Source organism: Serratia sp. CY40230, from assembly GCF_052168835.1.
GTDB classification, from domain to species: Bacteria; Pseudomonadota; Gammaproteobacteria; order Enterobacterales; family Enterobacteriaceae; genus Serratia; species Serratia nematodiphila.
The window spans coordinates 260,289-279,356 of sequence record NZ_JBJNLX010000004.1 but is presented as its reverse complement, the minus strand read 5'-3'; the positions used below and the strand labels follow the sequence as shown (position 1 = coordinate 279,356).

The following is a 19,068-nucleotide window of genomic DNA, read 5'->3' as shown; positions in this document are numbered from 1 at the left end:
TTAACCTTCCTCGGTGTCAGTGGTTTTTTTGCTATTTTCTTTTAGTCCTGCCCAGCGCTTTGCCCGGCGATGATCAAGACCAAATTGATCCAGCACGCGTGCGACAATATGATCGGTAACGTCATCGATATGAGTGGGGTGGTTATAATAAGCAGGCATGGGGGGAACCAATGACACCCCCAATTTCGAGAGCGCGAGCATATTTTCCAAGTGAATAGTACTCAACGGCGTTTCTCTGGGAACCAACACCAACTTCCGCCCTTCTTTGATAATCACATCCGCCGCTCTGCCAATAAGCCCTTCAGCATAACCGGCTCGAATACCCGCCAACGTTTTCATACTGCAGGGAATAATGATCATGCCGTCCGTATGAAAAGAACCTGAAGAGATCGTGGCGGCCTGATCGGCAGAACCGTGCGTCACGTCAGCCATCGCCATCACGTCATGCACGGTGAAATTTGTTTCGAGTTCAATGGTCGTTTTGGCCCACTTACTCAAGATCAAATGCGTCTCTATGCCCTCCATGTCTTTTAGCGCCTGAAGCAGCGCCGTACCCAGCGGCGCCCCGGTCGCGCCCGTCATCGCGATCACTAATCTCATGCAATACCTCACAAAGTTCGCATACGAACAATTCATCAAATCTAGTCCCGAGATAGCGATAAAACAAGTGGGTAATATGTAACCGTTCGTAAGCGAACAACTTTCCGGACAGGTATCCCTTATCGGCTTATTTTGTTATATTGATATTATTGTTAGCTTTTTTCCTTTCAGGGAATAATGTATGAACAGAACGCTGGCCAATACTTTTTTCCACCTCATTCGCGAACTGCTTCAGGATCATAGTGCTCAATGGCAAAAATCGCTTCCTGAACTCAGCAAACAACAATATTCCATTCTGGCCACCGTTTCAGAAACGCCGGGCATTGAACAAATCGAATTAATGGAAGCGGCGATCAGCAGTAAAGCCGCGCTGGCCGAATTGCTAGGCCGCATGGAAGGAAAAGGTCTATTAAAACGGGAAGCCGGCGAGCATGATAAGCGCCGCCGATTTATTTACCTGACGCCTGCTGGGCAGGCGCTGTTCGAAGCCAGCCGCCCCATCGCCGACGCGATTGATAATATGTATCTCGAACGAGTCAATAAAGACCAACATGAGTCGGCGCTTTTCGTTTTAAAGACGATGATAGGGAAGCAATAAATTCACCGCGCCAACAGCGGAAGCTGAAAGCATAAAAAAAGACGCCCGCAGGCGTCTTTTTTATCGTTCACTGAAGCTCTGGGCAATCAGTTCACTTTCACCGGCATGCCGGAACGGGCCTTGATCGCCGCGTCCACTTCGCTCTGGTTGACGCCGGCGTCCATCAGCACTTTGCCGACCGGCGCAGAGATGGTCAACGGCACCGGATCCTTGGATTGCAGCTGCTCTTCGTTGGCCGACAGCGGGTTGTGCACTTCCACGTAGCGCGAGCCGTCCGGTTCGACGGTGGCCTTCATCGGTTCGTTGATGAACTGCACGCGGGTGCCGACCGGCACGTTCTGGAACAGGTACTTGATGTCGTCGGCGCGCAGACGCACGCAGCCGTGGCTCACACGCAGGCCGATGCCGAAGTTGGCGTTGGTGCCGTGAATGGCATACAGACGGCCGACATACAGCGCATACAGCCCCATCGGGTTATCCGGGCCGGCCGGGAACACCGCAGGCAGGATCTCGCCGTCAGCCGCGTATTCGGCGCGCATTTTGGCGGTCGGCGTCCAAGTTGGGCCGTCTTTCTTGCGCTGCACGGTGGTGGTCCAGTTCAGCGGGGTGTCTTTACCCAGCTGGCCGATGCCGATCGGCAGCACCACCACGGTGTTGGAGCCTTTCGGGTAATAGTACAGACGCATTTCGGCGCTGTTGATGATGATGCCTTCACGCGGCGCGTCCGGCAGGATCAGCTGCTGCGGGATAGTCAGGGTGCTGCCGGCCTTCGGCAGGAACGGATCCACGCCCGGGTTGGCCTCCAGCATGTTGCTCAGCCCCATCTGATACTGGGCGGCGAAGCTCTCCAGCGGCAGTTTGCTGTCTTCCGGTACGGTGATTTGGATATTCTCGCCCACCAAACGGCTGTCTTTTGGCGGCAGCGGGTAAACGACGGCGAAGGCAGCCTGGCTGAATGCAACCAGTGCCGTAAACAGGGTTAATAACGCGCGAATGCTCATTTTCATCTTCGTGTTGGTCAAGGCCACTGGCGATTATGGGTATTGGTTTCTACGGCCACTTTGCCCCGTTGAATTTCAGCCGGCAGCCAACGGCGCTGCGGCCTGAAAAACCAGGGGGATTTGACCGGATGCGCATTATATGTGCACATCAATCAAAGTGTGAACCATTACCGATGTAATATCGCAATTTTTTGTAACCTGACGCGCCACGAAGGCGATTTTTTGCGAGAACCGCCGCCTAGCTGGCGGCGGCCAACGCTTCCTCCCGCCGTATCGGAATCAGGTATTCACAGCGGATCGCCGCGCCGCCGAGCGGGCAACTGCCCTCCTGCGCCGGGTAGAAACGCTCGATATCCTGCCCTGGCCGGCGAATGGCGTTCATCTGCGGCATGGCGGTGTCATACAGCCGGACAATAAAGTTTTGTAACCCTTCCGCCTGTCCCTGGTAGGTGAAACGGGCATACTCGCCCTGCTCGATAGTCACCCGCTCTCCCGGCGCCCCTTCGTCCGGCAGAGCGGCGGTGTAGGCCATGCGCGGGCTGCCCCGGCGGCGCCGGTCAACTTCCAGACTGGTGAGGCCGTATACCACCTCCGGCAGCGCCTGCGGCTGCAGCAACTGCCGCCAGGCGTGGCGGCGCAGCTCGCACTTGGAGGCCGCCAGCTGCCCCAGCGTGCAGTGGCGGCGTTGAGTGTGCCCCACCAGCTGCATCGCGGGCAGCGTCACGATATCGGCCTGCGGCAACGGCGCTTCAGTCAGGCGCAGCGGCGGCTGCAGCCCATAGCTCGACCAATCCTGGCTGCGACGATAGCTGGCCGGCGGCAGACCGAACTGCTTGCGGAAGCAACGGGTGAAGGTCTGCTGTGAATCGAACTGGTAAGTATCGGCGATGCAGGCCACGCTGGTGCCGGTCAGGCGCAGTTCGCGCGCGGCGGCGGTCAGCCTTCTGCGGCGCGCGTAGGTGCCGAGAATATGGCCGGTATGCTGCTTGAACATCCGCTGCAAATGCCATTTGGAGTAGCCGGACTTGGCGGCGATGTCGTCCAGCGTCAGCGGCTGATCCAGGCTCTGCTCGATCCAGGCCAGCAGCTGTTCAATCACCTGTTGCTGGTGCATGGTATCCCCCTTATTTTAACAATAACGTCTGCGCCAATACCCGGCCTGCGGCTTCATCGGCGGCCACCAGTACCGGATAGCCCCAGAATTTGGCGCCGTATTCGGCGAATTCTTCCGCCGCCGCGCGTTTGGCAGCGTCCGGCTCCAGCATGATCATGCCTTTCACCCACCGCTTCAGCGCCTCGCGGTTATCGCGCTTCCACAGCGCCACCTGGGTGCGGGCATCGCGGTCATGTTCTTGTTCTTCATCGCCGACGCTGCGGTCGGTCATCAGGACGAACGGCTCGGCGCGCGCCAGCAGCGCGCTGAATTCGGCCAGTTCGGCCTGGGTATCGCGCCCGCTGCGGCGCATCCACACCAGCGGAAAATCGGCGGTATCCAATGACATAATCAGTTTCCTCGCGAAAGGGTTTAGCACTGGCGCTTACTTTATCGGCACCGGCGCTAGACCGCATTGCGCAATCAGGACATAATACTTTTCAATTCCGCCAAATTGAGAACTATTCTCATGAAAGTACAGATCCCCCGCCACTGTCTGGATATCGATCAGGTGCCGCGCCCGCTGTTTGCCCTGCAAGGTTCGACCCTCGAGCAGGATTGGGAAGTCGAGCCGCACCGCCACCGGAAGGCGCAACTGATCTACACCGTGCGCGGCATGATCCGCTGCGAAGTGGAAAACGGGCTGTGGCTGGTGCCGCCGCAGTGCGCGCTGTGGATGCCGGGCAACGTATTGCACAACGCCCAGGGCGCCGGCTCCACCGAGGCCTACTGCCTGTTCGTCGATCAACATGCCGCCGCCGGCCTGCCGCAAAGCTGCTGCACGCTGTCGGTCTCGCCGCTGCTGCGCGAGCTGCTGCTGCAGGCCAGCACCTTCGAGCCGCTTTACGACGAACAGGGTGCCGAGGGGCGTCTGACGGCGGTATTGCTGGATCAGTTGGCGGCCGCGCCGATCGAGAATCTGCATCTGCCGGTGTCCGACGATGCGCGCATCCGGCAGTTGACCGAAGGCATGCTGAGCAGCCCGGCGGATAAATCCACCCTCGGGCAGTGGGCGCAGCGCATCGGCATGAGCGAACGCTCCCTCAGCCGCACGCTGCAACAGCAGATGGGCATGAGCTTCGGCCACTGGCGGCGCCAGCTGCACGTGATGCTGGCGCTGCAGCGCTTGACGCAGGGCGAGAGCGTACAGACGGTGGCGCTGGATTTGGGCTACGAGAGCGCCAGCGGCTTCGTCACCATGTTCAGAAAGGCGGTGGGCAAACCGCCGGCGCGCTACCTGGCGGAGCGCAACGCCTCTGGAGAGACCCTGGGCGGCGCAATTACCATGTAAAAAAGCCGGCGCAGGCGTCGGCTTGGAGCAGGTGAAAATCAGAAGTCGTAGAACACCGTAATCCAGGTGGAATCCGGCTCGTTGTCGCTGCTGTTGGCCAGCGTGCGCTCCACATACACCGACAGACCGTAGCCGATGGTGGTGCCCGCGCCAAGATAGACGTGGTTGGCGTGATACGCCTCGTCTCCCTTCAGCCGCAGCGAGTCCGCCGCCACATAAGGCTGAACGGATTTGAGGAACGGCTTGTCGATATTGAAGGTGTAACCGACGAAGCCTTCCAGCCCGTAGCCGTCACCGGCGAAGAAGTGCGACAGCGTGCGCTGGCGGGTGCTCGGCACATAATCTTTGTAGTAGCTGGCGGTACCGACGATATACCAGTTGTTCGGCTGCCAGGTTAACGCGGTGCCGGACAACTGCTGGTGATAATCTTTTTCGCTGTACAGATTATCTTTGATCTTCGCATCGGTATAACTGTAAGCGGCGCTGAAGGTGAAGTCTTTCGTCACCTTGTAATCGAAGCCCAGCCCGCCGCCGCCTTTGCGGCGATAAATCAGGTTATCCGCGGTGTGCAGATCGTCTTCCGGCAATAAATAGTTGGCGTACAGCGTGACCGGCCCGAAATCATTGGTGTACTTGATGCTGTTTTTCGGTTTATTGCCGCCGTCGTAGTCGCCGGAAATACCGATGCCGGTGCCACCCGCGTGGCCGTCGTTATCCCAGACGTCGCTTTTGATGCCGACCACCGAATAATAGATGCCGTACTGGTGGCCATAGGTCAGGGTGCCATAACGATCGTCTTTGAAGCCAGCGTACAGCTGGCGCTGATAGTCGCGCTTGCCGTCTTCGTTATAGTGCCCGTCCCAGCTGAGCGCGTGCGCCAGATCGACGCCCCACTCGTAATAGCCGATGATCGAGGTGTCCTGCGTCAGCGCATAATCGCCGCTGAAGCGAAAACGCGTGCCGCCGTCGTGGCCGTTTTTGTCATAGCCCGGCTCCGGGCCGTTATTGAAGATCCACTCGGGGCGAATGCTGCCGCCCACCTTTAAACTGAGCGGCGCCAGCAACACATTGCTCTGCGGGTTTTTATCCAGAATGGTGATCTCGGCCTGCGCGCCGGCGGAAATCGCCGACAGCAAGACGCCGCCAATGAATATTGGCGTTGTATTTTTTCTCATTATTACCCCTGCCCGAAAAAATTATTGTTATAAACGCGGTGGTCTTAAGCCACGCAGAAATAATTAACCGATGTGAACAGCGCACGCAAGATATAAAAATTCACGCCATAACCTGCCATTATTTCAGGTTGGATTTAATTTCAGCAAAAACGTGTTCACCTGTAACACGGAGAAAAACAATGTAATAACCGCAGCACGAAATAAACCAATCAGCACGTTTCATCCAAAATAACCCAGCGTGATTATCTGGGAATAATGATAGCAAATAACAAATAAATATTATTGCCGCAGGTAAACCGTCACGCGAGGGAATTAATTAAAGGCGGGAAATAACGACGGAGCGCATTGCGCGCTCCGGGGAAAATCTCACTACTGCGCCAGCCAGCCGCCGTCCATGTTCCAGGCGGCACCGCGCACCTGCGCCGCCGCATCGCTGCACAGGAACAGCGCCAGCTCACCGAGCTGCTCTGGCGTGACGAACTCTTGCGAAGGCTGCTTCTCCGCCAACAGCTCATCGCGCGCCCGCTGCGGATCGGTACCGGCGGCGATACGTTTGTCGATCTGCTGCTGCACCAGCGGCGTCAGCACCCAGCCGGGGCAGATGGCGTTGCAGGTGACGGGCGTGCGGGCGGTTTCCAGCGCCAGCGTCTTGGTCAGCCCCACCACGCCGTGCTTGGCCGCCACATAGGCCGACTTGTCTTTCGACGCCACCAGCCCGTGCACCGACGCTACGTTGATGATGCGCCCCCAGTGGCGCTCGCTCATCCCCGGCAGCGCCAATCGGCAGGTATGGAACACCGCCGACAGGTTAATGGCGAGGATGGCGTTCCATTTATCCACCGGGAACTGATCCAGCGGCGCCACGTGCTGAATGCCGGCGTTGTTCACCAGAATATCCACGCCGCCGAACTCGCGTTCGGCATAGTGCATCATGTCCGCTATCTGGGCCGCATCGCCGAGATCGGCACCGTGATACCCCGGCGCGGCACCCAGCCGGGCGACCTGCGCCTTCGCCGCCTCCACCTCGCCGAAGCCGTTGAGGATCACGCGCGCGCCGGCGGCGGCCAGCACGGACGCTATTCCGAGGCCGATGCCGCTGGTCGAGCCGGTCACCAGCGCGGTCTTGCCTTGTACACTCATGGTATCGCTCCTTTAAACAATGCCGGTCAGGTAGAACACGCCAATCACGAACAGCACCGCGGCGCTCTTGATCAGGGTGATGGCGAAGATGCCGCCATAGGCCTGCCGGTGGCTGAGGCCGGTGATCGCCAGCAGGGTGATCACCGCGCCGTTGTGCGGCAAGGTGTCCATGCCGCCGCTGGCCATCGAGGCCACCCGGTGCAGCACTTCCAGCGGGATATGCGCGGCGTGGGCGGCGGCCACGAAGTTATCGGCCATCGCCGCCAGCGCGATGCTCATGCCGCCGGAGGCCGAGCCGGTGATGCCGGCCAGCAGGGTGACGCTGATCGCTTCGTTCAGCAGCGGATTGGGGATCGCCGACAGCGCCTGCGACAGCACCAAAAAGCCCGGCAGCGCGGCGATCACCGCGCCGAAGCCGTATTCGGAGGCGGTGTTCATCGCCGCCAGAATTGCGCCGCCGACCGCCGTCTTGCTGCCTTCCGCCAGCCGGCCGCGAATATTGCCAAAGCCGAACACCACCACCAGTAGAATACCCGACACCAGCGCCGCTTCCACCGCCCAGATGGCGGTGATCTTCGCCACATCGGTGGTGATGGGCTTGGCCAGCCCCGGCAGCGTCAGCTCGTGGCTGGCGCCGTACCACTGCGGGATCCAATGGGTGAAGGCAAGGTTGAATACCCCGACCAGAATCAACGGCAGGATGGCGATCAGGGGATTCGGCAGGTTGATATCGTCCGGGGTTTCCGGTTCGTTCAGCAGCTCGGTGCCGTACCCTTCGCCTTTCAGCTGAGCCTTGCGCCGCTGGCGTTCAAGATACAGCAGACCGACCGCGATGATGAACAGCGAGCCGATCAGCCCCAGCCAGGGCGCGGCCCAGGCATTGGTGCCGAAGAAGCTGGTCGGGATGATGTTTTGGATCTGCGGCGTGCCGGGCAAGGCGTCCATGGTGAAGGAGAAGGCGCCGAGCGCCACGGTGGCCGGGATCAGCCGCTTGGGGATGCCGCTCTGGCGGAACAGCTCGGCGGCGAACGGATAGACCGCGAACGCCACCACGAACAGCGACACCCCGCCGTAGGTCAGCAGCGCACACACCAGCACGATCACCGGAATGGCATGACGCCGGCCGAGAATGCGGATCGCCGCCGCGACGATCGAACGGGAAAAACCGGACAGTTCAATCAGCTTGCCGAATACCGCCCCCAGCAGGAACACCGGGAAATAGAGCTTCACGAAGCCGACCATTTTCTCCATAAACAGCCCGGTGAAGGTCGGCGCCACCGCGCCGGGGTCGGTCAACAGCACCGCGCCCAGCGCAGCGATCGGGGCGAACAAAATCACGCTGTAGCCGCGGTAGGCGGCCAGCATCAGTAATCCCAGTGCTGCCAGGGCAATCAAAACGCTCATCGGACACCTCGCTATCGTTGTTATTGTCAGGTACGGAGTGCGAAATTACGGTTTCAGCGCAAAGCGCAGCTGATGCGCCCGGCGCCGTTGAATGCGTTCCCTGCGTGCTTCATCCCACTGATAAAATCCCCGGCCGCTGCGTTGGCCGCTATCGCCGCGCTGCAGCCGCTGTTCCACCAGCGCCATCATCTCGTCGCCGGTCGCCAGTTCCGGGAACAGGTGGCGGGCGATGTCCGCCACCGTCGCCAACCCGGTCATGTCGGCGGCTTCGAGCGGGCCGACCATGGCGTAGCGCCGCCCCAGCGAGGCGCGCATCACCTGATCCACCACCTCGGCGCTGGCGATGCCGCTGTGTACGATGTGCAGCGCCTCGCGCAGCACCGCAAACTGCAGCCGGTTGCCGACAAACCCCGGCGCGGCGCGCTCCAGCAGCACCGCCTCAAGATCCATCTCGCCGAGCAGCGCCTGCACCGCCGCCAGATGACGCGGTTCGGTGGCGCTGCCAGGCACGATCTCCACCAGCGGGATCAGGTGCGGCGGATGCCAAAAGTGGGCGATCAGCAGCCGCTGCGGATGGGTCATGCGCGCCGCCAGCTCGTCCGGCGGCAGGCCGCTGGTGTTGCTGGCGATCACCGCGTCGTCGGCGATCAGCCCTTCCAGCTGCTCATACAGCGCGTGCTTCAGCTCGAGCCGTTCCGGGATCGCCTCGATAAGCAGTCGGGCGCGCGCCACGTCGTTCAGATCGCCGGTCACGCGCAGGCGCGCCAGCGCCGCGTCGCGCTCACCGCGATCAAACTGCCCGACGTCGCTCAGCTCGGCCAGAATGCCGCTCGCCACCGCCGGCGCTTCCACCCGCCGCTGCGGATCCGGGTCATACAGCAGCACCTCATGGCCGTGGCGAATAAAGTGGGTGGCGATACCCACCCCCATCAGCCCGGCGCCCAGTACCGCATAGTCAGATGACTGCATGGTGCCCTCCTCGGTTGTTTACGGGCGCTCTACCGCCAGCGCCACGCCCTGCCCGCCGCCGATGCACAGCATCGCCAGCCCCTTGTTCACCCCGCGGCGCTGCATTTCGAACAGCAGCGACACCAAAATGCGGCAGCCGGACGCGCCGATCGGATGCCCCAGCGCGATCGCTCCGCCGTTGACGTTGACCCGCTCCGCCTCCCAGCCCAGTTCTTTGCCCACCGCCAGCGCCTGCGCGGCGAAGGCTTCGTTGGCTTCGATCAGATCGACCTCCTCCAGCCGCCAGCCGGCTTTTTCCAGGCAGCGGCGCGCGGCCGGCGCCGGGCCGATGCCCATGATCGCCGGATCGACGCCCGACGACGCGTAACCGGCGATGCGCGCCAGCACCGGCAAGCGCAGCGCGGCGGCTTTTTCCGCGCTCATCAGCAGCACCACGGCGGCGCCGTCGTTGAGCGACGAAGCGTTGCCGGCGGTCACCGTGCCTTCCTTGCGAAACGCCGGGCGCAGCCGCGCCAGCGCCTCCAGGCTAGTGTCGCGCGGCTGTTCGTCGCGCTCTACCCGCAGCGCTTCCCCCTTCGGCTTCGGCACCGTCACCGGCGTGATCTCCTGCGCGAAACGCCCGGCCTGCTGCGCCGCCTGCGCCTTCTGCTGCGAGCGCAGCGCGAACCTGTCTTGTTCTTCTCTGCTGATAGCGTATTTCTCCGCCAGGTTCTCGGCGGTGATGCCCATGTGGTAGTCGTTGAACGCGTCCCACAGGCCATCGTGGATCACGCTGTCCACCATCTGCGCGTGACCGAGGCGCAGGCCGGCGCGCGCGCCGGCCATCAGGTAAGGCGACTGGCTCATGCTCTCCTGGCCGCCGGCGATCACCGCATCGGCGTCGCCGCTGCGGATCGCCTGCACCGCCAGATGCACCGCCTTCAAACCGGAGCCGCACACCTTGTTGATGGTCAGCGCCGGCGTCGTCACGGGCAGCCCGGCATTCAGCGCGGTCTGGCGCGCCGGATTCTGCCCGCAGCCGGCGGTCAGCACCTGGCCGAGGATCACTTCATCGATCTGCTGCGGCGCCACGCCGCTTTGCGCCAGCAGCCCCTGCACCGCCGCCGTGCCCAGTTCCACCGCCGTCAGCGGCGCCAGCGCGCCGTGAAAACTGCCGACCGGCGTGCGCGTCGCCGCCACGATCACCACTTCACGTTGTTGCACATTCACCTCCCGTCTCAGAAACGCATTTCCGGCACTTGATCCGGCACGATCAGCCGGCCGGCGGTTTTGGCGACAATCTCCGCCACGCTGACGCCCGGCGCGCGTTCGCGCAGCACGAAGGCGCCGTCTTCAATTTCCAGGTAGGCCAGATCGGTCAATACCTTGCGGATGCAGTTGGCGCCGGTCAGCGGCAGCGTGCAGCGCGGCAGCAGCTTGGACTCGCCGCCCTTCGAGGCGTGGGTCATCACCACGATGATGTTCTCCGCCCCCGCCACCAGATCCATCGCGCCGCCCATGCCCTTGACCATCTTGCCGGGGATCATCCACGAGGCGATGTTGCCCTCGACGTCCACTTCAAACGCCCCCAGCACGGTCAGATCGACATGGCCGCCGCGGATCATGGCGAACGACTGCGCCGAATCGAAGATCGACGCGCCGAGGCGCGCGGTGACCGTCTGCTTGCCGGCGTTGATCATGTCGGCGTCCAGCTGTTGCTCGGTCGGGAACTCGCCCATCCCCAGCAGGCCGTTTTCCGACTGCAGCATCACGTCCATGCCCGCCGGCACGTAGTTGGCCACCAGCGTCGGGATGCCGATGCCCAGGTTGACGTAGTAACCGTCTCTCAGCTCTTGCGCCACGCGCTGCGCCATTTGTTCACGGGTAAGCATGCGAATTCTCCTTATGCCCGCAGGGTGCGTTGTTCGATACGCTTTTCGAAAGTGCCCTGGATCAGCCGATCGACATAAATGCCGGGAGTGTGGATCGCCGCCGGATCCAGCTCGCCCGGCGCGACGATCTCTTCCACTTCCACCACCGTGATGCGCCCGGCGGTCGCCATCAGCGGATTGAAGTTCTGCGCGGTGTGGCGGTAGATGACGTTGCCGAAGTGATCGGCCTTCCAGCCTTTCACGATGGCGAAATCGCCGGTGATGGCGGTTTCCATGATGTAGGGGCGGCCGTTGAACTCGCGTACCTCTTTGCCTTCGGCGATCGGCGTGCCGTAACCGGTGGCGGTGAAGAACGCCGGGATGCCGGCGCCGCCGGCGCGGATCTTCTCCGCCAGCGTGCCCTGCGGCGTGAGATCCACCTCCAGCTCGCCGCTGAGCGCCTGCTGTTCGAACAGCGCGTTTTCACCGACGTAAGATCCCACCACCTTGCGGATCTGATGGGTTTCCAGCAGCCGCCCGAGGCCGAACCCGTCGACGCCGCAGTTGTTGGAAACCACCGTCAAGCCGCGCACGCCGCGCCGGCGGATCTCTTCGATCAGGTTTTCCGGGATGCCGCACAGGCCAAAGCCGCCCGCCAGCACCGTCATGTTGTCCGTCAGGCCTGCCAGCGCTTCCTGGTAGCTGCCGACGCGTTTGTCGAGCCCTGCCATATCGTTGCCCCTGCATGTTGCGGCGCAGGGCGAAATGCCCTGGCTTGCGTGAGGGCATCTTCAGGTCACAAAAATGATTTGTTAATTTTGTTTTTATGCCGTATTCATTTAGAATTTTTATTAATTACTCGTTAACCGACAATTAACAAAGAGTTAACACCAACCAAAATGAAAATGAGCATCAAACAGTTACGCGCGTTTTTAGCGGTAGCTCACACTCTGAATTTCGCCCAGGCCAGCGAGCGGCTGAATATTTCTCAGCCGGCGCTCAGCCTGGCGATCCGAGGGCTGGAAGACGCGCTGGGCGGGCCGCTGCTGCTGCGCACCACCCGCCGGGTGACGCTGACGCCGGAAGGAGAAACCTTCTTCCCGATGGCGCGCCAGCTGCTGGCGGATTGGGACAACGCGGAAGAGGCGATGCGTCAGCGCTTCACCCTGCAGATGGGCAAGGTGGCGATCGCCGCCATGCCGTCGTTCGCCGGCAACCCGCTGCCGCCGATCCTCAAGGCGTTTCGCGATCGTTACGCCGGCATCAACGTGGCGGTGCACGACGTCATCAACGAGCAGGTGTTTGAAATGATCCGCGAAGGCCGGGTGGAGATGGGCATCGCCTTCGAGCCGGAGCCGAGCGACACCCTGCACTTCACCCCGCTGTGCCGCGATCGCTTTCTGGCGGTGGTGCCGAAGGATTCGGCGCTGGCGCGCAAGGCGCAGGTGAGCTGGAAGGAGCTGTTGACGCTGGATTTCATCACCCTGCAGCGGCCATCGGCGGTGCGGCTGCTGCTGGAGCAGGAGCTGGCCCGCAGCGGGCGAACGCTGGAGGTGGCGTTTGAGAGCCACCAGCTGGTGACGGTCGGGCGCATGGTGGCCAACGGCCTCGGCGCCAGCGCGGTGCCGGCGCTGTGCGAGCGACAGATGGATGAGCTGGGGGCGGTCTGCGTGCCGCTGATCGGCCCGATCATCGAACGGCGCGTGGGCCTGATCCGCCTGGCGCAGCATCAGCTCTCTTCCGCCGCGCAGGCGCTGGCGACGGTAATCGAACGGGAGATGGCGGAGAGTGGCGGGTAAGGCGGCACCAGCATTTTCAGATGATTCTCCGATCGAGAGCGTGAGCCAGAACCTGTTACCACCCTGTAGAAAATGTTAAGTTTCCTAAAAATAAGGAGGCTTTTCGACATGGAACAAAAGTCCAGCAGCATCGCACCGGGCTATTGCATCGCCCAACAAACCGGCCCGCTCGCCTTCCACGCCAACTACCTGTTCGGTGGCAAGCCATCGGAAGCGGCACGCTTTTTTATGCAGCTCAATGCCGATACGCCGCTGGTTCAACCGGGGCAAATGCTGATCGTCGCCGATCCGCGCAATCATAATCAATCTACGCAGATCGCCGCCCTGATGCAGGCCAAGAGCCGCACCAGCAAAGCGGTGAAAGCCGGTGACAGCGATTTCTCCACCTTCTTGCACCGCAATTACGCCGCTATCGCCGCCTTCACCAGCTATGGGGAAACGATCGTCGGGCTGGCTTCGGATGCTGGAGAACGCTACTTCAGCCAGATCAAAAATATCCTGGTCGAGATTGAAAAAACCTACCAAAATCAGTTCCGCACGAGTGGCGCGTTGATTGGCACCCAATTTCAGGTGGAACGAGCGCGGCTGTTCGGTACATTAAAACCGTTACTGAATCGCCTTACTCGTGCTCAACTCAATATGAAAGAGTATGCGCAAATCAAACACGCGCTAGGGCTCTCCAGTAAATCGCTGGTGCATGAATGGAGCACCGCCGGCGTCGGCGCCATCAAGGGTTATTCGAACTACGTCGACAGCGCCAGCCGGGCGGCCAAGTTTATGAAAGCCGGCGGCTGGATCGGCATCGGATTGAGTGGGCTGAATACCACCAACGACGTCTACAACGCCTGCACCACCGGTCGCGAACAGGAGTGCGCCAAGATCGCGGTGAAGGGATACAGTCATTTTGCGGCAAGTACTGCGGCGGGGATTTGGGCAGGGAATGCAGGTGCAGGTCTTGCGATTGCAGCTTGTTCAATTGTGTTGGGTGCAGCAACAGCAGGAACAGGTGTGATCGTTTGTGGTATCGCTGGAGCCGCTATAGGAGGCGCCGCAGGATCCACACTGGGTGGCATGGGTTCCGATTATTTGACGACGTTAGTGATAGGTGAATGATGAAATTTATCGTCATATCGTGTTTGATATTGCTGGTTTTAAGCGCCTTCATCCAGTTCATTGGTTACCGTCGCCATAAAAAAGAGTTTGATGCTTTCTATCAGCGTTACGCCGGCAGCGGACATTTTATTCCGCCCTACGTCGCCTTTGCCGATAGCCTCGGCATGCTTGGAACCTCATTGAAAGCACAGTGGTTTCTTTGGATCCTGAAAAGGAAAAAAATAAAAATAAGGGATCAGGTTTGGCTCGATGCGAAAACCTACGATTTCGTGCAAAAAACCGCCTCTCCTGAGCTACAAAAGTGGCTGGCGATGGATTTTATACTTTTGCTCGTAGAGGCCATGATTACCATCGTGGGCTGTATTTTTATTTATCTCATCAAAATCAATATATAAAAAATGATCAATTATATTGAGCCATACACAAAAGAGATAAAACTCTTAGTGGTCTTACTATTCTTTCTATGTCTTCTTCTCGCTATTATCCAATTTATTTACTATCGACTTCATAAAAAAGAGTTTGATCTCTTTTATCAACACTATGTGGTGAGTAAACACCCCGTACCACTTTTTGTCGTGATAGCGGACAACCTTAACTTCATCGGTGTTTCACTGAAAGCCCAGTGGTTTCGCTGGATTTTGAACAACCGGAAATTAAAACTGACTCGCAACGTTTGGCTAAGTCCCAAAACCTACGATTTCGTTCGAGCAGCTTCATCACCAAGGCTACAAAGTTGGATCCGTAATGATTTCAGACTATTAATGCTACAAGGAGCACTCTTAATCATCATGTGTCTCCTGAGCTATCTCCTGAAGTCGGTCTAATCCCCCTCCACCGCCTGCACCGCCGCCTTCTGCGTGGCGCGCTGATATAAGCACAGCTCCCTGCCCGGCTGGTTTTTCATAAACGGCTGCGGGTAGCGCCCGCCGATAAACAGCGCCGAATAGCCGACGTCATCACCGTAGTGAATAATCTCCCCTTCCACCCTGGCGTTTTTTAGCCCGCTGGCTTTCAGGCAGGCGGCGCGCATCGCCCGTTCGCTCTCGGCCCACGCCTGTGGGGAAGACGCGGTGGCGTGGAACGCGGCCAGCGCGGCGATAAGCAGCCCTATTCTCTTCATCGTTATCTCTCCTTCTACGGCCCATCTCGCCAGTATAGACCGTGCCGCCCCGGCCAACCCGCCGCGCTCTTTACGGCATTTTTATTCCGCGCCCCGTTAACGTTACGGCGTTTTTACAGACAGTTTTTGCCGCCGCAGATACCCTTTTCACATCGCCGCTATGGCCTCACAAGAGAGTTGTCTCATGCGTTTATCCCTGCCTCTGTCCGTGACCGGTCTTCGTTCTGGAGCGCGCCATGCATGCTAATATCATCGGGTTCAATCCTCTGCTGGCGGAGCTGCCCGCATCGCCGACGCGCACCTTCCGCAAAGAGCTGGAACACTACCTGCAGCGCTATCCGGATACCGAACAGCTGGATATTTATCTGCACGATCTGAACGGCCAGCTGCGCGGCAAGCGCCTGCCGATCGCCGAAGCCTTTGGCCTGGAAAAAGGCTGCTACTTCCCGCTGTCGATCTACGCCCTGGATCTGCACGGCCGGGTGATTGAAGAGAGCGGGCTGGGGCAGCGGGCGGGCGAGCCGGACCGCTTGTGCCTGCCGGTGCCCGGCACGCTGCGCCCCTGCGCGCGCGCTCCCGAACGCCACGCCCAGCTGCTGCTGACGATGCAAAACGCCGACGGCGGCGCCTGCGAGCTGGAGCCGCGCGTGGTGCTGCAACGGGTGCTGAAGCGCCTGCACGAGCGCAACTGCTTCCCGGTGGTCGCGGCCGAACTGGAGTTCTACCTGCAGGATCCGCTGCACCCCGCCGAGGCGGAAGCCTGCCCGACGCAGAGCTTCGCGGTGGATGCGCCCGAGCGCCACCATGCGCTGCTGAGCGACATCGAACGGCACGCGCGGCTGCAAAGCCTGCCGCTGACCGGCGTGGTGGCTGAAGCCGCCTCCGGCCAGTACGAGCTGAACCTGCATCACAGCCGGCGCGTGCTGGAAGCCTGCGACCAGATCATGGCGCTGAAGCGCCTGACGCGGCAGATTGCCGAGCAACATCACCAGCACGCCTGCTTTATGGCCAAGCCCTGTGCCCATGCCGCCGGCAGCGGGCTGCATTTTCACATCAGCCTGCAGAACGAGCGCGGCGAGAATCTGCTGACCGGCGCGCCGGGCGAACTGAGCGACAACATGCAACAGGCGATGGCGGGCATGCTGGCGCTGATGCCGGCGTCGATGGCGATCCTGGCGCCCAACATCAACGCGTTTCGCCGCTTCCACCCCGGCATGCACGTGCCGCTGCGCGCCTCCTGGGGCCACAACAATCGCACGGTGGCGCTGCGCCTGCCCTGCGCCGACAGCGCCAATCAGCGCATCGAATACCGCCTGGCCGGCGCCGACGCCAACCCCTATCTGGCGCTGGCGGTGATGCTCGGCGGCCTGCTGCACGGGCTGGAACACCCGCTGCCGCTGCCGCCCGCCGCCAACGGCTGCGAAAGCGACAACGCCGCCCCCTTGCCGCTCGGCCAGCAGGAGGCGCTGGCGCTGTTCCGCCACAGCGATCCGCTGCGCGAGCTGCTCGGCCCGGCGTTCTGCACCCTGTGGCACACCTGCAAAAGCGCCGAACTGCGCCGCTTCGAGGAACAGGTCACCGCCGCCGAACTCGGCTGGATGCTGTAACCATCCACTGATTCGTTAACCTAAGGATAATCATGAACATGCAACCGCAATTGGCCCCCGTACAGCCGCTGCTCTGCTGGCGCAAAGGCGTTTTTCATATCAGCACCGATCGGCAGTTATTGGATATCGAGGCGATCCAGCGTTTCCTCAGCCTGCCGGATCGGGCGGCGGCGGAGCGCCTGGCGCGCCACGGCCTGTGCTTTGGCCTGTACCGCAAACGCCACCAGCTCGGCTTCGCCCGTATGGTGACCGATTACGCCACCTTCGCCTCGGTGAGCGAGCTGTTCGTCAGCGCCGAATACCGCGGCGTCGGGCTGGGAAGCTGGCTGACGCGCTGCTGCCTGGCGCATCCGGCATTGCGCGGCCTGCGCGTCACGCTGCCCGTGCTGCAAGCGCCCTGGCGCGCCGACTGCGCGGCGCACGCCCCGCGCGCCCTGCACTGATAAGGAGAACCCGATGTCTCGTTTGGTGCTGATTTCCAACAAACAGTGCGACGGCAAGGATCTGGCCTGTGCCGGCCGGACGCTGGCGGCCGACGCCAAACCGGGGCTGTGGCTCGGCTGGAACGGCGACGTGCAGAATTTCGCGCAGCGCCCGATCAGTTGCCGCCAACGCGCCGGTTACGATCAGGTGACCTTCCCGCTGTCGATCGAGGAGTTTCGCCGCCACTATCAGGGCTACTACCACGACGGCCTGTGGCCGGTGTTCCACAACCAGCCGGAGAAGGCGCACTTCACGCCGGAAAACTACCGCGCTTACCGGCAGCTGAACTGCCGTTTCGCCGATATCGCCTGCGAGCACCTGTGCCCGGGCGACATCGTCTGTATCGACGACTACCAGCTGCTGCCCTGCGCCCAGGCGCTGAAGGAACAGGGGCTGCTGAACGACTGCGCGTTCTTCTTCCACCTGCCGTTCCCATCGGCGGCGCTGCTGCGGCGCATCCCGGAACATCGCCAGCTGATCGCTTCGCTGCTGTTCTACGATCTGATCGGCTTTACCACCACGGACGATCGCAACGCCTTTCTCAGCTGCCTGTCAGGCGAGTTCCCGCTGGAGATGCTGCCCGACGACCAGATCCAGGCCAACGGGCATCTGTTCGCCACTGGCATTTTCCCCACCGGCATCAACGCCAGGCAGGTTTACTGAACTCAGGCCGCCGCCCGCTGGCGCTCCAGTTCGCGCACCAGCGGGATCACCTCGCGGCCGAAGAACGCCACCTCTTCCTGGAAGTGCAGGAACGCCAACAGCATCAGATCCACCCCGGCGTCTTTCAGCGCGATGATGCGCTCGGCGATCTGTTGCGGCGTGCCGATCAGGTTGGTTTTAAAGCCGTCGTTGTACTGCACCAGATCCTCAAACGAGGATTTGGCCCAGTTGCCCTCGCCCTCCGGCGAAGCCGCCCCGGCGTTCTTCACCTCGTGGCCGAATCCTTGCACCGCCTCCGGGTTGGCGTGATCGATAATCTCCTGCAGCACCGCCTGCGCTTCCTGCTCGGTATCGCGGGCAATGACGAAGCCGTTCACCCCCACCTTGACCCGGTGCTGGTTGGCCCTGGCCTTGGTCTGCAGATCGTCCACCTGCTGGCGAATGCCCTCCACGCTGTTGCCGTTGGTGAAGTACCAGTCCGAGACTCGCGCCGCCATGTCGCGCGCCGCCCGCGAGCTGCCGCCCTGGAAGATCTCCGGCAGCGGATCCAGCGGCTTGGGCTTCAGCGAGTAGTCGCGATAGCGATAAAAATCGCCGGCGAAGCTGAAGCTGGGCTCGGCCCAGATGCCGCGCAAACAGCGGATAAACTCTTCCGAGCGCAGGTAGCGCTCTTCGTGATCCAGCCACGGCTCGCCGATGGCCTTGAACTCGCCGCGGAACCAGCCGCTGACGATATTGACCGCGATGCGCGCCTCCGAAAGGTGGCTGATGGTGGCGATCTGCTTGGCCGCCAGCGTGGGATTCCACGGCCCCGGCAGCAGCGCGGCGATCACCTTCAGCTTCTCGGTGGAATCCAGCAGCGCCTGCGAAAACGACACCGACTCGTGCTGGTTGTCGGCGCCGTAACCGGCGGTGAAACGGATCTGGGTGAGCGCGTAGTCGAAACCGGCGCGCTCGGCAATCTGCGCCAGCTTGCGGTTGTAGCCGATGTCCCAACCGGTGCGCTGCGGGATGTTGCTGATCACCAGACCGCCGGAGACGTTCGGCACCCAGTAGGCGAACTGAATAGGCTGCTGCGAGTGGTTTGCTGCTGACATGCTTC

General features: G+C 61.2%; 20 protein-coding genes and 1 pseudogene. 8 read left to right on the top strand and 13 right to left on the bottom strand.

Annotated elements, in window-relative coordinates:
* Nucleotides 1-600 carry a non-oxidative hydroxyarylic acid decarboxylases subunit B gene (locus tag ACJ8IJ_RS15940; RefSeq protein ID WP_131165170.1) on the bottom strand — a complete coding sequence of 200 codons (600 nt, stop codon included), beginning with the start codon at nt 598-600 and terminating at the stop codon, nt 1-3.
* Between the two features lie 181 nt (nt 601-781).
* On the opposite strand from ACJ8IJ_RS15940, the gene ACJ8IJ_RS15935 reads away from it, so the two are divergent.
* Nucleotides 782-1,198, top strand: a complete 417-nt coding sequence (locus ACJ8IJ_RS15935) for a MarR family winged helix-turn-helix transcriptional regulator (RefSeq protein ID WP_004933256.1) — start codon at nt 782-784, stop codon at nt 1,196-1,198.
* 89 nt (nt 1,199-1,287) lie between these two features.
* On the opposite strand, the pseudogene ACJ8IJ_RS15930 reads toward ACJ8IJ_RS15935, so the two are convergent.
* From ACJ8IJ_RS15930 to ACJ8IJ_RS15920, 3 genes and pseudogenes are all read right to left on the bottom strand, one after another.
* Nucleotides 1,288-2,205, bottom strand: a pseudogene (locus ACJ8IJ_RS15930) (L,D-transpeptidase family protein); the annotation flags it as partial.
* A 232-nt stretch (nt 2,206-2,437) separates the two neighbouring features.
* Nucleotides 2,438-3,313, bottom strand: a complete 876-nt coding sequence (locus ACJ8IJ_RS15925) for a helix-turn-helix domain-containing protein (protein ID WP_015376503.1) — start codon at nt 3,311-3,313, stop codon at nt 2,438-2,440.
* Nucleotides 3,314-3,323: 10 nt separating this feature from the next.
* A complete protein-coding gene (locus ACJ8IJ_RS15920) occupies nt 3,324-3,701 on the bottom strand; it encodes a hypothetical protein (RefSeq protein ID WP_131165168.1) in 378 nt (125 codons plus the stop codon).
* A 120-nt stretch (nt 3,702-3,821) separates the two neighbouring features.
* On the opposite strand from ACJ8IJ_RS15920, the gene ACJ8IJ_RS15915 reads away from it, so the two are divergent.
* The gene (locus ACJ8IJ_RS15915; protein WP_004933266.1) at nt 3,822-4,643 is read left to right on the top strand and encodes an AraC family transcriptional regulator; all 822 of its coding nucleotides are present in this window, start codon (nt 3,822-3,824) and stop codon (nt 4,641-4,643) included.
* Between the two features lie 38 nt (nt 4,644-4,681).
* Here ACJ8IJ_RS15915 and ACJ8IJ_RS15910 read toward each other — a convergent pair whose 3' ends face one another.
* The 7 genes from ACJ8IJ_RS15910 to ACJ8IJ_RS15880 all read right to left on the bottom strand — a co-directional run bounded on the left by ACJ8IJ_RS15910 (nt 4,682) and on the right by ACJ8IJ_RS15880 (nt 11,912).
* Nucleotides 4,682-5,818 (bottom strand): porin, encoded by a 1,137-nt coding sequence (locus ACJ8IJ_RS15910; protein WP_031299792.1) that lies wholly within the window; start codon nt 5,816-5,818, stop codon nt 4,682-4,684.
* A gap of 369 nt (nt 5,819-6,187) precedes the next feature.
* Nucleotides 6,188-6,958 (bottom strand): 3-hydroxybutyrate dehydrogenase, encoded by a 771-nt coding sequence (locus ACJ8IJ_RS15905; RefSeq protein ID WP_442518802.1) that lies wholly within the window; start codon nt 6,956-6,958, stop codon nt 6,188-6,190.
* 12 nt (nt 6,959-6,970) lie between these two features.
* The gene (locus tag ACJ8IJ_RS15900) at nt 6,971-8,362 is read right to left on the bottom strand and encodes a GntP family permease (protein ID WP_025159601.1); all 1,392 of its coding nucleotides are present in this window, start codon (nt 8,360-8,362) and stop codon (nt 6,971-6,973) included.
* Between the two features lie 45 nt (nt 8,363-8,407).
* Nucleotides 8,408-9,331, bottom strand: coding sequence for a 3-hydroxyacyl-CoA dehydrogenase family protein (locus ACJ8IJ_RS15895; RefSeq protein ID WP_442518801.1), 924 nt, complete (start codon nt 9,329-9,331; stop codon nt 8,408-8,410).
* Nucleotides 9,332-9,349: 18 nt separating this feature from the next.
* The gene (locus tag ACJ8IJ_RS15890) at nt 9,350-10,534 is read right to left on the bottom strand and encodes an acetyl-CoA C-acetyltransferase (protein ID WP_442518800.1); all 1,185 of its coding nucleotides are present in this window, start codon (nt 10,532-10,534) and stop codon (nt 9,350-9,352) included.
* Between the two features lie 14 nt (nt 10,535-10,548).
* Nucleotides 10,549-11,202: a CoA transferase subunit B gene (locus tag ACJ8IJ_RS15885; protein ID WP_060706976.1), complete on the bottom strand. Its 654-nt coding sequence runs from the start codon at nt 11,200-11,202 to the stop codon at nt 10,549-10,551.
* Nucleotides 11,203-11,213: 11 nt separating this feature from the next.
* Nucleotides 11,214-11,912, bottom strand: coding sequence for a CoA transferase subunit A (locus ACJ8IJ_RS15880; RefSeq protein ID WP_004933280.1), 699 nt, complete (start codon nt 11,910-11,912; stop codon nt 11,214-11,216).
* A 168-nt stretch (nt 11,913-12,080) separates the two neighbouring features.
* Between ACJ8IJ_RS15880 and ACJ8IJ_RS15875 the strand changes: the two genes are divergently transcribed.
* The 3 genes from ACJ8IJ_RS15875 to ACJ8IJ_RS15865 all read left to right on the top strand — a co-directional run bounded on the left by ACJ8IJ_RS15875 (nt 12,081) and on the right by ACJ8IJ_RS15865 (nt 14,488).
* Nucleotides 12,081-12,980: a LysR family transcriptional regulator gene (locus ACJ8IJ_RS15875; RefSeq protein ID WP_265261816.1), complete on the top strand. Its 900-nt coding sequence runs from the start codon at nt 12,081-12,083 to the stop codon at nt 12,978-12,980.
* Nucleotides 12,981-13,088: 108 nt separating this feature from the next.
* Entirely contained in the window at nt 13,089-14,093 is a 1,005-nt protein-coding gene (locus ACJ8IJ_RS15870; protein ID WP_197753519.1) for a hypothetical protein, read from the top strand.
* Nucleotides 14,093-14,488: a hypothetical protein gene (locus tag ACJ8IJ_RS15865; protein ID WP_197753590.1), complete on the top strand. Its 396-nt coding sequence runs from the start codon at nt 14,093-14,095 to the stop codon at nt 14,486-14,488. Before ACJ8IJ_RS15870 ends, ACJ8IJ_RS15865 begins: the two co-directional genes overlap by 1 nt.
* Before the next feature lie 425 nt (nt 14,489-14,913).
* On the opposite strand, the gene ACJ8IJ_RS15860 is transcribed toward ACJ8IJ_RS15865, so the two are convergent.
* Complete coding sequence (locus tag ACJ8IJ_RS15860) at nt 14,914-15,213, bottom strand: hypothetical protein (protein ID WP_025305145.1); 300 nt, start codon at nt 15,211-15,213, stop codon at nt 14,914-14,916.
* A gap of 236 nt (nt 15,214-15,449) precedes the next feature.
* On the opposite strand from ACJ8IJ_RS15860, the gene ACJ8IJ_RS15855 reads away from it, so the two are divergent.
* From ACJ8IJ_RS15855 to ACJ8IJ_RS15845, 3 genes are read left to right on the top strand one after another with little or no spacing between them, the layout of a single operon-like run.
* Entirely contained in the window at nt 15,450-16,820 is a 1,371-nt protein-coding gene (locus ACJ8IJ_RS15855; RefSeq protein WP_442518799.1) for a glutamine synthetase family protein, read from the top strand.
* 38 nt (nt 16,821-16,858) lie between these two features.
* Nucleotides 16,859-17,263 carry a GNAT family N-acetyltransferase gene (locus tag ACJ8IJ_RS15850; RefSeq protein ID WP_240652908.1) on the top strand — a complete coding sequence of 135 codons (405 nt, stop codon included), beginning with the start codon at nt 16,859-16,861 and terminating at the stop codon, nt 17,261-17,263.
* Between the two features lie 13 nt (nt 17,264-17,276).
* Nucleotides 17,277-17,966, top strand: coding sequence for a trehalose-6-phosphate synthase (locus ACJ8IJ_RS15845; protein ID WP_442518798.1), 690 nt, complete (start codon nt 17,277-17,279; stop codon nt 17,964-17,966).
* A gap of 2 nt (nt 17,967-17,968) precedes the next feature.
* On the opposite strand, the gene sfnG is transcribed toward ACJ8IJ_RS15845, so the two are convergent.
* Nucleotides 17,969-19,063, bottom strand: a complete 1,095-nt coding sequence (gene sfnG, locus ACJ8IJ_RS15840; RefSeq protein WP_049239726.1) for a dimethylsulfone monooxygenase SfnG — start codon at nt 19,061-19,063, stop codon at nt 17,969-17,971.
* Nucleotides 19,064-19,068 lie beyond the last annotated feature (5 nt).